Source organism: Candidatus Kinetoplastibacterium oncopeltii TCC290E (assembly GCF_000340865.1).
Classification (GTDB): Bacteria; Pseudomonadota; Gammaproteobacteria; order Burkholderiales; family Burkholderiaceae_B; genus Kinetoplastidibacterium; species Kinetoplastidibacterium stringomonadis.
In genome coordinates, this window is the sequence record NC_020299.1 from 40537 (window position 1) to 54781 (window position 14245).

15 protein-coding genes are annotated in these 14245 nt (G+C 30.4%); 9 read left to right on the forward strand and 6 right to left on the reverse strand.

Annotated elements, in window-relative coordinates; translation table 11 throughout:
* Positions 1 to 9 precede the first annotated feature (9 nt).
* From trpC to rpe, 5 genes are all read right to left on the reverse strand, one after another.
* Positions 10 to 798, reverse strand: a complete 789-nt coding sequence (trpC, locus tag CONE_RS00200; RefSeq protein WP_015396757.1) for an indole-3-glycerol phosphate synthase TrpC — start codon at positions 796 to 798, stop codon at positions 10 to 12.
* Positions 795 to 1826, reverse strand: coding sequence for an anthranilate phosphoribosyltransferase (gene trpD, locus CONE_RS00205; protein ID WP_015396758.1), 1032 nt, complete (start codon positions 1824 to 1826; stop codon positions 795 to 797). The genes trpC and trpD overlap by 4 nt, the downstream gene beginning before the upstream one ends.
* 16 nt (positions 1827 to 1842) lie before the next feature.
* A complete protein-coding gene (locus CONE_RS00210; protein ID WP_041862184.1) occupies positions 1843 to 2409 on the reverse strand; it encodes an anthranilate synthase component II in 567 nt (188 codons plus the stop codon).
* 37 nt (positions 2410 to 2446) lie between these two features.
* Positions 2447 to 3958 (reverse strand): anthranilate synthase component I family protein, encoded by a 1512-nt coding sequence (locus CONE_RS00215; RefSeq protein WP_015396760.1) that lies wholly within the window; start codon positions 3956 to 3958, stop codon positions 2447 to 2449.
* A 746-nt stretch (positions 3959 to 4704) separates the two neighbouring features.
* On the reverse strand, positions 4705 to 5397 hold the full coding sequence (rpe, locus tag CONE_RS00220; protein WP_015396761.1) for a ribulose-phosphate 3-epimerase: 693 nt from the start codon (positions 5395 to 5397) through the stop codon (positions 4705 to 4707).
* A gap of 233 nt (positions 5398 to 5630) precedes the next feature.
* On the opposite strand from rpe, the gene CONE_RS00225 reads away from it, so the two are divergent.
* The 3 genes from CONE_RS00225 (at position 5631) to CONE_RS00230 (ending at position 7906) form a co-directional block, all read left to right on the forward strand.
* Complete coding sequence (locus CONE_RS00225; protein WP_041862185.1) at positions 5631 to 5951, forward strand: hypothetical protein; 321 nt, start codon at positions 5631 to 5633, stop codon at positions 5949 to 5951.
* 320 nt (positions 5952 to 6271) lie between these two features.
* The gene (locus tag CONE_RS03845; protein ID WP_407636599.1) at positions 6272 to 6460 is read left to right on the forward strand and encodes a hypothetical protein; all 189 of its coding nucleotides are present in this window, start codon (positions 6272 to 6274) and stop codon (positions 6458 to 6460) included.
* A 267-nt stretch (positions 6461 to 6727) separates the two neighbouring features.
* Positions 6728 to 7906 carry an FAD-dependent monooxygenase gene (locus tag CONE_RS00230; RefSeq protein ID WP_015396762.1) on the forward strand — a complete coding sequence of 393 codons (1179 nt, stop codon included), beginning with the start codon at positions 6728 to 6730 and terminating at the stop codon, positions 7904 to 7906.
* Between the two features lie 10 nt (positions 7907 to 7916).
* Here CONE_RS00230 and CONE_RS00235 read toward each other — a convergent pair whose 3' ends face one another.
* Positions 7917 to 8276 (reverse strand): dihydroneopterin aldolase, encoded by a 360-nt coding sequence (locus tag CONE_RS00235; protein ID WP_015396763.1) that lies wholly within the window; start codon positions 8274 to 8276, stop codon positions 7917 to 7919.
* Positions 8277 to 9957: 1681 nt separating this feature from the next.
* Here CONE_RS00235 and CONE_RS00240 point away from each other — a divergent pair.
* The 6 genes from CONE_RS00240 (at position 9958) to atpA (ending at position 14234) form a co-directional block, all read left to right on the forward strand.
* Complete coding sequence (locus CONE_RS00240; RefSeq protein WP_015396764.1) at positions 9958 to 10317, forward strand: ATP synthase subunit I; 360 nt, start codon at positions 9958 to 9960, stop codon at positions 10315 to 10317.
* Between the two features lie 63 nt (positions 10318 to 10380).
* The gene (gene atpB, locus CONE_RS00245) at positions 10381 to 11262 is read left to right on the forward strand and encodes a F0F1 ATP synthase subunit A (RefSeq protein ID WP_015396765.1); all 882 of its coding nucleotides are present in this window, start codon (positions 10381 to 10383) and stop codon (positions 11260 to 11262) included.
* A gap of 60 nt (positions 11263 to 11322) precedes the next feature.
* Positions 11323 to 11565, forward strand: a complete 243-nt coding sequence (gene atpE / locus CONE_RS00250; RefSeq protein ID WP_015396766.1) for a F0F1 ATP synthase subunit C — start codon at positions 11323 to 11325, stop codon at positions 11563 to 11565.
* A gap of 69 nt (positions 11566 to 11634) precedes the next feature.
* The gene (locus tag CONE_RS00255) at positions 11635 to 12105 is read left to right on the forward strand and encodes a F0F1 ATP synthase subunit B (protein WP_041862186.1); all 471 of its coding nucleotides are present in this window, start codon (positions 11635 to 11637) and stop codon (positions 12103 to 12105) included.
* Positions 12106 to 12122: 17 nt separating this feature from the next.
* On the forward strand, positions 12123 to 12668 hold the full coding sequence (locus CONE_RS00260; RefSeq protein WP_015396768.1) for a F0F1 ATP synthase subunit delta: 546 nt from the start codon (positions 12123 to 12125) through the stop codon (positions 12666 to 12668).
* 24 nt (positions 12669 to 12692) lie between these two features.
* Positions 12693 to 14234 carry a F0F1 ATP synthase subunit alpha gene (gene atpA / locus CONE_RS00265; protein ID WP_015396769.1) on the forward strand — a complete coding sequence of 514 codons (1542 nt, stop codon included), beginning with the start codon at positions 12693 to 12695 and terminating at the stop codon, positions 14232 to 14234.
* Positions 14235 to 14245 lie beyond the last annotated feature (11 nt).

Sequence of the window (14245 nt, forward strand, 5' to 3'; positions counted from 1 at the left end):
ATATTTATATCAAAATATTAGTTCACTTAATTTCTGTCCTGGATCTATGGATTTCATAAGAGTTTCTCCAATCAAGAATGCATTTATATTTGATTTTCTCATTATTTCTATATCTTCTTTTGAAGAAAATCCACTTTCTGTAATTATTATTCTTTCGCTTGGTACATACTTCTTTAGATTTAATGTATTATTTATATCAGTATGGAAACTTCCAAGATTTCTATTATTGATTCCGATAAGTTTTGTTTTAAGTTGTAGTGCCATATCAATTTCACGTTCTGTATGTGTTTCTACCAGTACATCCATCCCTAATTCCATTGCGGTGGCTTCTAAATCTATTAATTGCTTCATATCAAGTATAGATACTATTAACAATATGCAATCTGATCCTATTGAACGTGCTTCTAAAACTTGATATTCATCTATTACAAAATCTTTACGCAAAATAGGTAAAATACAAGCAGATCTAGCTTTACGAAGGTCTTCACAACATCCTTTAAAGAACTCTAAGTCAGTTAATACCGATATGCAAGTCGCCCCATTTTTAGCGTAGGTTATAGCAAATTTTTCTGGATCGAAATCATTTCTGAGTATTCCTTTAGATGGTGAAGCTTTTTTTATCTCTGCTATAATACTTGGTGATCCTTGTTTAATCTTTTTTTCTATTGCATCAGCAAAACCTCTAGTTGGATCTTGCTCACATATTTTTTCAATGAGAATAGAACTGCTGTTTTTTTGTTTTGCTATTGATATTTCTTCTTTTTTCTTAAGAACAATTTTATTTAAAATGTCATTCATTTTGAGAACTTCCTAGTGTAGGCTCTAAATTCTTCTAATTTATCTCTTGCTGATCCATTTTTTATGACTTCAAAAGCTAATGAGACACCTTGTTTAATATTATTAGCTTTATTACCTGCATATATTGCAAGTCCAGCATTTAATGCAACAATGTCTCTAGCAGATCCATCAACATTGTTTAAAGAATCTAGTATAAGCTGGGCCGATTCTGCTCTGTTTGATACTTTGATATTTCGGTTAGATGCCATTGGTATATTATAGTCTTCAGGATGAATTTCGTACTCTGTTATTATCCCATTTTTTAATTCTCCGACCATTGTTGCACTACCCAATGCAGCTTCATCCATTCCTTCTTTACCATATATAGTTAGTACATGGCTAGATTTAAGTTTTTTTAATACTCTAACTTGAATGCCTACTAAATCAGGATGGAAAACTCCCATTAGTTGATTAGCTGCACATGCTGGATTAGTCAGTGGTCCTAATATATTAAATATTGTACGAACACCAATTTCTTTTCTAACTATAGAAATATTGTCCATTGCTTTTTGATGTAAAGGCGCAAACATAAATCCTATTCTTGTATTTTCTATACACTCAATAATATTTAATGGTTCTAATTCTATATTTACTCCTAGTTCTTCTAAAACATCTGCACTTCCAGAAGAGGAGGATGCGCCACGATTACCATGTTTTGCTACTCTTACTCCTGCAGCAGCTGCAACAAACATAGCAGCAGTAGATATATTAAAAGTTTGACTACCATCTCCTCCAGTACCACACATATCCAAAAGATTTTCTCTATTTTTAATAGGCACTTGTTTAGAGAATTCTCGCAATGCTAAAGCAGAAGCTGTTATTTCATCAATAGTTTCTTTTTTGACTCTTAAGCCTATAAGTATTGCGCTTGATAGTTGTGGGGATAGTTCTCCATTTATCATCATGCTCATCAAACTGAACATCTCATCATGGAATATTTCTCTATGTTCTATACATCTAGTTAATACTTCAGTCACAGTAATAGACACGTATTATCCTCCGATTCTAATTTATCATAAGAAAATTTTTTAATAACTGGTATCCATGTTCACTAAGTATTGATTCTGGATGAAACTGAACACCGAAGATTGGTAGTTTTCTATGTCTTACACCCATGATATCACCATCAGGAGCTGTTGCAGTAACTTCCAGGCATTCAGGTAACGTCGAAGGGTCTATAGTTAATGAGTTGTATCTTATTACTGTATATGGTGATGGTATACTATTAAAAATTCCAAGACTATTGTGTGACAATTTTATTGTTTTTCCATGCATGACATTATTAGCTCTAATAATATTTCCACCAAATGCTTCACCTATAGCCTGGTGTCCTAAACATATACCTAATATAGGAAGTTTTTTAGAAAATTCTAATATAGTAGATATACTAATTCCTGCTTGAATAGGAGAGCAAGGTCCTGGAGATATGCATATTCTATCTGGTTTTAGATCATAGATACTTTGAATATTAATTTCATCGTTTCTATATACACATACTTCTTCTCCAAGTTCTCCAAAATATTGAACTATGTTATATGTGAATGAGTCATAGTTATCTATCATTAAAAGCATTATTTTATCCCTAAAGTTTATAATAGTTTAATTTATGTTAATCTAAACCATTCTGTACCTGTTCTGCAGCTCTAAGTATTGCTCTAGCTTTGGCTTCAGTTTCAGCCCATTCTAATTCAGGATCAGAGTCCGCTACTATTCCCGCAGCAGATTGAACATATAGTATTCCATTTTTAATAATTCCAGTACGTATAGCTATAGCAACATCCATTTCTCCGTTGTAGCTTATGTATCCAGCTGCTCCACCGTATACTCCTCTCCTTACTGGTTCTAATTCATCTATTACTTCCATTGCTCGTATTTTAGGTGCTCCTGTTAGCGTTCCAGCTGGAAATGCTGCTTTTAAAACATCCATATTACCCATATTTGATTTTAATATTCCTGTAACATTAGACACTAAGTGCATAACATGTGAGTATCTTTCTATAGTCATAGTATCAGTAACTTTTACAGTTCCAATTTCAGAGACACGACCTATATCATTTCTAGCTAAATCAATAAGCATTACATGCTCGGCAATTTCTTTGGTGTCAGATTTAAGAGATTTTTCTAATTCAAGATCTTGCTCATGAGTGCCGCCTCTCTTTCTAGTTCCTGCTAGTGGTCTTATTGTAATTTGTGATTTTTTTATTCCGTTAGTTATAATCTTTTCTTGCCTAACTAATATTTCTGGTGATGATCCGACAACTTGAAAATCATCAAAGTTCCAGAAATACATATATGGAGAAGGATTTATTGATCTCAAAGATCTATACAGCGATAGAGGATTATCTCTGAATGATTTAGTAATTGTTTGTCCAATCACTACTTGCATTAAATCTCCTGCTTCGATATATTCTTTAGCTTTGATTACAGCTGAAATATAATCTTTTTTAGTGAAATTTCGTTTCTCATTAGTTTGCATACTGTTATGAGAATAAGGTGTCTCTATAGGTTTTTTTAATCTAGTCTTTAATTCTGCCAATCTTTTTTGTGTTTTTGAGTAGCTTTCTGGTTTATTAGGATCGGCATATACTATTAGATAAATACGTCCTGCTAGATTATCAACAACAGCCAATTCGTCTATATGTAATAACATTATATCAGGTGTGCCTTCTTCCATTCCTTCCGGGAATGGTTTTACTGCTGCTCCTAAACAAGGCTCGATGTTTCTAACAACATCATAGGCAAAATACCCGGCCAGTCCACCACAAAAACGCAATACTCCTGGCAATGGAGCTGCCCTAAATCTATCTTGATATTCTTTTACAAAATCTAGAGGATTACCTTCATGTGTTTCTAAAATCTTACCATTTGTAATGACTTCAGTTATTTTACCGATAGATCGCAAAATGGTTTCAGCTGGTAATCCTATAAAAGAATATCTCCCAAAACGATCTCCACCCATAACAGATTCTAAAAGACAACTCATCTTTCCTGAGCTGTTATTAGAGTAAGCAAGCTTAAGATATAGAGACAAGGGAGTGTCTAAATCAGCATAAGTTTCTGATATTAGAGGTATTCTATTATATCCTTGGGATACTAATGAATTAAATTCTATTTCTGTCATACTTTTTCCATGCTTATTAATAAAAAACCCAGAACTATAATAAATTGTTCCGGGTCGATTGAAGTATTGATTATTAATACAAACTATTTGATTATGATCTAATGATCATTTACCCGGACGAAATCAGCCACCAGCGCCATAAAGCGTCATGTGTTTTATCCAGGTAGTTACAATTCATTATTTTATAATTAGATATGAAATAAATTTAAATGCTTGAAAGTACTATAAAATAGCTCCATCATAATGATGGACCAATTTAGAAACTTTTGTCAAGTTATCTATGATAAGTCCATAGCATATATATTTGAATTATTATGTCAAAATTAAACTAGCATATTGTATGATGTATTTTATTCATCAGATATAGTAGAAATTACTGCTATAGTTTGTTATATTTTCATTTCCATTTAATTACACAGGCATAATATTTGGTCATATATAATCACAATAGCTATTACATATTTAAATCATGGCAATAAATTAGTATTTTGTGATATTTAAATTGTAAGCCCTGTATATTTTACTGACTATAAATTCTCTTTATTGATTATTATTTAGCTTGTTTAAACTATAAAACACATAATAATAAGCTGCATTTTGTCTACATTTATTCTTTTATAATTTTTAAGCAATAAGTTTTTTATTATGACTCATTTATACTACTTAGAGATATCATAATATAAATCTATAATAAGATATAAATCCATTGACACAAAATAACTTTATTCCAGATTTTTTAATTATAACTATAGATCAGACATTGCATTAGATCTCATTAAACTAATTATGCTAGCATAATCTTTTGAGTTAAATATTGCAGATCCGGCAACAAAAACATTAGCTCCAGCAACGTGTGCTTGTTTTATGTTGTTTGCATTAATTCCTCCATCAACTTGTAAAGATACATAAGAACCACTAATTTCTTTCCAATTTTTTATTTTATCTGAAGCTTCCTTTAATTTTATGATGGTAGATGGTATAAACTCTTGACCACCGAATCCTGGATTTACTGACATTATTAGTATGAGATCAACTTTATCCATTATGTAATCTAGATAGTTTAATGGTGTTGATGGATTGAATGCTAATCCAGATTTGCATCCTTGATCTCTTATTATTGATAATGTTCTATCTAAGTGTTTTGTCGTTTCTGGGTGAACTGTAATTATATTGGCTCCGCTTTTAGCAAATTTTGGAATAATATCATCTGGAGATTCCACCATTAGATGTATATCTAATGGTACTTCAGTAATATTTCTTATGGATTCGCACACCATTGGTCCAATGGTTAAGTTTGGTACATATATATTATCCATGACATCTATATGTATCCAATCAGCACCAGACATAACAACTTTTTCTATTTCTGCACCTAGATAAGCAAAATTAGCTGATAGAATGCTAGGAGCAATTATAATTGGTGATATTTTTGTATTCATGAGAATTTGTATAATGGATTTTATTTATTGAGGATGCTAATTTTATAATTATTTGTAGTGTATGACTATTGTTATTAATTAGATTTAATAACATGCATTTTTCACAAGAGGATATTTTAAATTTTTAATATTAGTTTAAAGTTATAAATGAGAATAATTTTTTTATTGTTTCAATATCGATAATATATTTTTCTTTACTATGTTAAAGTCATTTGGATGTAATATCTATACATATGATAAATTTTCAAAAATCAGATTGGACCAATATAACCAATTTGGGAAAAGATAATTTTCTACAAGTTCGGAAGATGTTCTTGAAGAATTGTCAGTGCATAAATGATCATAAATTAACAAATTCTAATAATAATTATTCAGAGTCAATAGAACGGAAAAAAGTATGTTCTATTGCAAATTTATATGATAGAGAAATATCAACTAAAAGCAAGGAAACAAATAATTTTCTAAAATCATATTTACAACCTTGGATATTTCTAGATTCTGCTAATAATCTGACTACTAGATTGCTAACAAGTCGCTATGAGCCATTATTATAGATACATGCTGAATCTTATCAATGGCCATTAGTTTGCCAGATGATCTTCTTAGCATAGATTTGTCATATGCTTATCCCGAATTTAAATGTAAGATATTTAGAGGAAGAATTATTAAATGGTAAGTTATTCCATATTACTAAAAATCAGAAATCATATTGAAAGAATGATGCTTTCCAACTATAGCTTTGACAGATAATTTGATAGATAACTATTTTCTTGGTATTCAGAGTTCTGGTTGTATATTTTTAATGGACTAAGAGAATTTCTGGGATGTAATTAGATTATCATTTGCTGAGCATAATGCTCATTTATACATATCAATTAGTGATTGGTTAGTAGAGAAAGAGGAATTAGAAATATATAAGATATCTATCTACTTTATTAAGAATTGTGCTGAAAATAATCCAGGTAAAATCACTGGATTATTGAATACAAATCTATCGTCTTTGTTTTTTTCTTATAGTGATTTTTTGAATCAGAAATTGGTCATAAAGGAGCTTACAGTATAGAGTTAACAGCAATGGGACCCATTGCTGTTAATAGTAATTTTATTAAATTATGCATAATGATGTTTATATCATTTAATCTTCCAGATTATTCATTATTTTAGAATTTTGTATTTGCGCAAGATACTGGATAAGCAATAAAAGGTCCTGGACGTTTAGATATATTTACCGGTAGTGCTCTGGATGCAGGATTTATTACTACTGATAGATTAAAGCATCAATGTAAAATATGGGTGTTGCTTCCAAAATCTTAATAGAACATTAAATATTATGAATAAACACGATATAGTTATTTGTGGGGCAGGTATAGTTGGTCTTTCCACTGCTTTAGCATTGGCTAAAGAAAAACAAAATGTTGCTATACTTGCGCCTCTTTATACCGACATTCCTAAGCATAAGGATGAATATGGATCAAGAATATATGCTATATCAGCATCTAGCAAAAGATTTTTAGAAAAAATAGGTTGTTGGTCTAATATAACAAATAACCGTTTAACATCTGTGACTGGCATGGAGATTTATGGAGATGCTTATGGATCTATGCTTGACTTGAGTGCATGGCAATCTTCAGTATCTCAACTATCTTGGATCGTAGAAGCAGAGGAGATTGAAAAATCATTAGTTAAAGAGATTCTTAATACAGATATACAATGGATAGATGATCTCTGTGCTGGTTATCAAAATAGCATGCTAATTACAGAAAAAGGAAAGAGAATATCAGCAGAACTTTTTGTTGGGGCAGATGGTTCTAACTCTACATTACGTAACTCTGTAGGAATTATTCGTTCAGTTAAAAATTATGATGAAATAAGTTTGATTGCAAACTTATGTTCTCATGGAAAGCATAGGGGTAAGGCATTTCAATGGTTTGGAGAACACGGTATTTTGGCGTTGTTACCTTTACCAGATCTGTCTTTTGGTAATCAGGTATCAATGGTCTGGTCTGTTAATAAAGATATCGTTAATTTTTTAGATGGTATGAGTATTGATCAACAAAAACTATACATAGAGGATAGGTTAGCTGATATTACTTGTAATAGGTTGGGTTATATAAAAATAGTGAGCAAGAAAATATTGAAATTTAACTTAACATTGGAAAAATCAAAGCTTATAGCTCCTAGAATGGTTTTTGTAGGAGATGCTGCCCACAGATTACATCCGTTAGCAGGACAAGGGTTGAATGTTGGCCTAGGCGATTCAGAGTTTTTGTGTGATATTCTTTTGTCAAAGCGGCAAAATCAAAATTTTGGTGACGCAGAAATATTGAACAATTATAGCAAAATTAGAAGTCGGCAGATATTCCTAATGAGTATTTTGATTGATGGTTTGCATAAAATGTTTGGTAGTAAATCTCTTCCAATTAAATTGGCTCGCAATTACGGGTTATCTTTGATTGACAGAGCATTTTTTCTTAAACCAAAAATTGTGAAATTTGCTTCTAAAAATTAATTTTCAATATCTATCTATAATATTTTTCCTCTATCGAGATATTTTTACAATTACTAAAAACATTAAATTTCGTTATTGTCATTTTTAAAGATATAATTTCTGGAAAAGTATTCATAAGTTCATCTGATATGTTGTAAGATAGAGTTTCTATAAGACCAAAATGCTTGCTAGTTGTTATTTTTGTTATTATCTCAACTACTTGTCTGTAGTCTAACACATGTTTAATATCATCTATATTAGTATCAGATGACTCTAATTTTAGAATAGCTGCAATCTTTATTTGTTGTTTATTATTTATCTCTCGCTCTAATATTCCTACACTGGATTCTATAATCAAATCATGGATTAGTATTTTTCTTGAGAATTTCATTATTTAAGTCCTATTGAAATTGGATAATTGCCATATTATTTTAATATATTCACATATGATGGAATGGCTAATTGTTATAAGTTTTTAGATATATTTTTTTGACCTGTTAAATTGAACAGTAAAGAAGATTAATTTCTTATTACGAAATAATCAGATGCTAACACAATCACCGATTTTATATCCATTTAAAATATCTGCATATTGTTTTTGTTATTCAACATTATGAATTTACTGCTAAAAGCAAATCTTATGATGACCTTCCAGCATTATATACTGTTTAATTTTTTAATAAAATCCATTATTTTGCTTCTAATATTTGCATGTAAAATTGTGTTCTATATATTTATTATAGTTTATTTAAATTTTACTAGCAAAGCATGTACTAACAATTTTACTAGTCCTTATAGATAATACTCTATAAATATCTATGTATTTATGTTTGTTGATTTTTCTATTTTATATTATATTATATGATAAATAATATTTATCATTGCTATTTCTTTATTATTGAGTTATTAGAGTACTCATATTATTTATAGTAACTAGTCCGTGCATCAAAAGAATTTTGTGCTAGAGTTTGTTTATTTCAATTGAGAGAATTTATTGCTTTTTCTGCATATCAAATCTTCATGCAGTCTTTGATTGATTAACCATGTTTTAAGAATAAAAATTTATAGTAATAAAAAGTGAAGCCTTTAAATATCCATAATAGTGATGTTTGATTAGTTTTCTGCAAACTTTAATATATAGATACTTCTGATTTACTATGTATATTTATTATTTACCTATTAATAAAACAGAAGATACTCTGTGTTTTAAAGCCCAATTTTAATTAGAATTTGTATTTATAAAAAATAAAACTCTCGCTATTACCAAAAAAAAGTAGATACTTCATTTACGGGATCAAAGAATTTTATCTGTGAATCACATATTATCTTTGGATATTCATTAATTATATTTAGATCCAACATAGTCGAATTACCATATAATATTATCTCATTTCTAGCTCCTAAATAGAAAAAAGTTCTTATTCTAGTATTTTAAATTTCTACTGGATGATCTATGAGTTCATGATAACATTTAGCAAGACAAAGTCAGGACCTTATATATTAATTAATATATAATGTTTCTAATTTTATTAAACTAACATATATATTCCAATTATTAATTTTTTTATTTTAAGAATACATTCAATATGTTCTTGACTATTTGCTCTTAAAAATAGTCTAGATCCATTAAAAAATGTTCTTTCATTATCTTAATGGGTTCCATATACTAATTTGTTGAAGTCATATATTGTAATATTCCACTGTGACTTTATATTCAGTTTTGTCTATTGCCCATAAATAATCTTTGGTTTTGATATTTATATTATACCGTATCTATGTCTTCTAGGATCAAGGCAGGCATAGAGAGATCTGGTTCGATTATTTTATCTTTCTTTGTTCGAATTCTATATTTATCTATGTAAAGAAATATCAAGTATATCTAATTTATATCTTAATAATTTTTTCATAATTATCTGATTGATTAATATGATTTATTTATACGTTTATCAATTTTTAGTGAAGTATATGACTTTATAATGTTTAGTATAAGATAAACTTTGGCAGATTTTATAATGTTTTAAGTGTTTACTAATTATCTACTATAATAAGTTACTTCTTGAGGAGAATTTAGAATGTCTTCTATGATTAGGGTCATAATATATCAGTGGATTATGTCAGTAGTATTTTCAGTTATCGGTTTACTTATAGGATATAAAACGGGAATGTCTTTTTTTTTAGGTTGTTCTGCATTTTTAATTCCTAACCTTTTTTTTGCTAGCTATCTAAGTTTAATATCTAATATTATTAACTATAGGGAACAAGCTTATTTTTTTTTAGTAGGAAATTTTGTCAAGTTAGTCTTATCTGTTTTTCTTTTATATTTTTTTGTTTTTATAGCTCCAGAAAATATATCATGGTTTTTCTATTTGCTTGGTTTGTTTTTTTCTCTTAAAGGTCACTTGTTACTATTATTCTTTCAAAGATTTATGTAGAATGTAACTTTCTAAAACCACTCGTTAAATATTGTTTTATAATCGGAGCAATAGGGCTTAGTTATGGTTCCTTCCTATGAAGTATCGCCGCAGTCTTCTTATATACAGCACCATTTAGTGCATATGAACAATTTGGGGAAACAACAAGAATCTATAGTTCAATTTAATGTAATAAACTATGATTCATTATTTTGGTCAACATTTACAGGAATAGCTGTTGTTTTTTTATTATGGTTAGCAACAAGACGTTCAACCAGTGGTGTCCCTGGTCGTTTTCAAACATTTGTTGAAATGATCGTAGATATAGTCGATGAACAATCTAAGTCTATTATCAATAATGCTGATAGCAGGAAATTTGTTTCTCCATTAGCACTTACTATTTTTATTTGGATTGTTTTCATGAATGCCCTGGATTTTCTTCCAGTTGATCTTTTTTCAAGTATCTTTAGATTTTTAGGCATTGGCAACCATCATGACAGCTTGTTTTACTATCATCGAGTCCTTCCTACTGCTGATTTGAATATTCCTATTGGTATGTCTTTGGGTGTTTTATTGTTAACTCTGTATTATGGAATAAAAATAAAACATGCTAATGGTTTTTTTAGAGATCTATTTTTTGCTCCGTTTAATGCTAATGGTTTTTTGTCTTTGATTATTGCTCCTGCTAATTTACTATTAAACTTAGTAGAATATTTTGCTAAAACAGTTTCTTTAGGTATGAGACTATTTGGAAATATGTTTGCTGGTGAGCTAATATTTATGCTTATAGCTTTGTTAGGTGGCTCATGGAGTGGTTTTAACAGTTTAAGTTACACGTTGGGATTTGCTCATTTATTAGCTGGTTCAATATGGGCTATTTTTCATGTTTTAATAGTAATTTTGCAGGCATTTATTTTTATGATGTTAACGCTTGTTTATATTGGACAAGCACATGACAGTCATTAGATTTTATAGTTTTTATGTAGGTTTTTAACTTTTATTTATTTTGTAATTGAGGAGTTTATTATGACTAATGCTGCCCTTGTTGCTATTTCTTGTGCCTTTATTGTAGGTATGGGGGCTATCGGAGCTTGTATAGGTATTGCTATTATGGGAGGCAAATATCTGGAAGCATCTGCTCGTCAACCTGAATTAATGAACGCTTTACAGACTAAAATGTTTTTATTAGCCGGGTTAATAGATGCTGCGTTTTTAATAGGTGTGGGTATAGCTATGTTATTTGCTTTTGCTAATCCTTTTGTTGCTTAGTTCATTTGAGAATATTTATAAAATCTTTATTGATTTCTCAGAAAGTACAGTTATTGGAGATATTAAACCGTGAATTTAAATGCGACGATTTTTTTTCAAATGATTGTGTTTTTTATTTTAGGATGGGCAACTATGGTGTTTGTTTGGCCCAATCTTATAAAAGTAATTGATGAGCGTCGCAAAAAAATATCCGACGGTTTATCAGCTGCAGATAAGAGTATTGCTGAACTTTCTAATGTTAATGATCGTGTTAGATTAATAGCAGAGAGCGCAAAGAAAGATGCTCATGAGCGTTTAGCTAATGCAGAAAGACAGGTCTATGATATTATTGACAAAGCACGATTTGAAGCAGAAATAGAAAGGTCAAAAATTATAGCTCAAGCCAAACAAGATACAGATATTATTATTCGTAATGCTAGAGATGCATTAAGAGAAGATCTTGCTAGCTTAGCAGTAAAGGGGGCTGAACAAATACTTCGACGTGAAGTTAGTCTAAATGAGCATAGAGATATTTTGGATCGTCTTAAGGCTGAATTATAAATTTTTGGATAGATTTCATGATAATGTTTTCAACAGTATCTAGAAAGTATGCTGAGGCATTATTTTCTGTGATTCAAGATAAAAGCACATCATCTTTGGATTTTTGGTCCTCGGTTCTGGATGATACAACTAAGATTATATCTAACAGTGATGTGGCGCAATTTATTTCTCACCCTGTTGTTGATAAGCTAGAAAAACTAAAAGTGTTAAAAAGTTTGTTAAGCCCTGAAGTTCCTCGAATGTTTTTCAACCTTTTAGAATTACTTATAGAGCGTAACAATTTATTGATGTTGCCTGATATTTCTGAACAGTTTTCAAAATTAAAAAATAATTATGAAGGTGTTGGCATAGCTAAGATTTTTACTGCATTTTCTTTATCTACAGACCAAGTTAAAAATTTAATTGCAAAACTAGAGAGTCGGACTAGGTTAAAATTAATACCTAAGGTTCTTGTTGATGAGTCACTTATTTGTGGAGTCAAAATTTTTATTGAAGATAAAGTATTTGATATTTCGGTTAAAAATAGTTTGTCTAAAATGCAAGAGATCTTGACGACTTTGTAAAATAGTAAATTTTTAGGAGTTAATATGCAACTAAATCCCTCAGAGATTAGCGAATTTATAAGAAGACGTATCGAGGGTATGGATTCAGAAATTGATGTTCGTACAAGTGGTGTTGTTGTTTCTGTTACCGATGGTATTGCTCGTATCTATGGATTAGCAGATGTTATGCAAGGAGAAATGTTAGAATTTTCTAATAATTCTATAGGTCTTGCTCTTAATCTTGAGCGTGATTCTGTAGGAGCTGTTATTTTAGGAGATTATACTGGCATTTCTGAGGGTGATGTAGTTAGAACAACAGGACGTATATTAGAGGTTCCTGTCGGGTATGGATTGCGTGGACGTGTAGTTAATGCACTTGGTGAACCTATAGATGGTAGAGGTTCTATAAAATATGAATCTACTGATGTTATAGAAAAAGTTGCTCCTGGGGTTATTGATAGACATACTGTTTCTCAACCTCTACAAACAGGTATTAAGTCTATAGATTCTATGGTTCCTATAGGTAGAGGTCAGCGTGAACTTATTATTGGAGATAGGCAGACAGGTAAGACTAGTGTAGCTATTGATACTATCATCAATCAGAAAAACAGTGGTGTTACATGTATTTATGTTGCTATTGGTCAAAAAGCAGCTTCGATTAATAATGTTGTGAGAAAATTAGAAGAGCATGGTGCTTTAGCATATACCATTATAGTTGCTGCTACTGCTTCTGACTCTGCTGCTATGCAATATATAGCTCCATATGCAGGTTGCACTATGGGAGAATATTTTAGAGATAGAGGAGAGGATGCACTTATAGTTTACGATGATCTAACTAAGCAAGCATGGGCGTATAGACAAATATCATTATTATTGAAACGACCTCCTGGTAGAGAAGCGTATCCAGGGGATGTATTTTATTTGCATTCTCGACTTCTTGAGAGAGCTGCAAGGGTCAGTGAAAGTTATGTCGAAAAATTTACAAATGGTATAGTTAAAAATAAAACTGGTTCTTTAACTGCTTTACCTATAATTGAAACTCAAGCTGGCGATGTTTCAGCATTTGTCCCAACAAATGTTATTTCAATAACTGACGGACAGATATTTTTGGAAACTGATTTGTTCAATGCAGGTGTTAGACCAGCTATCAACGCTGGTATTTCTGTGTCTAGGGTAGGTGGAGCTGCTCAAACAAAAATTATAAAGAAATTGTCTGGTGGAATCAGAACTGATCTAGCACAGTACAGAGAATTAGCTGCTTTTTCTCAATTTTCTTCTGATCTGGATGAGGCAACGCGTCGTCAATTAGATAGAGGCAAGAGAGTAGTTGAATTACTTAAACAGCCACAATATCATCCATTAAAAGTATGGGAACAAGCTGTATTATTATTCTCATTGAATAGAGGTTTTATGGATGATGTCAATGTTCAGGACATTAATTTATTTGAGATATTCATAAAAGATTTCTTGGAAAAGAATTATTCTTCACTTATTAGTAGAATTGAAGATAGTAAAGATTTATGTCAAAAAAATGAAGAAGACTTATCTTTGGCTATTCAAGATTTTAAAAAACATAATAATTTTTAATTGATTTTATT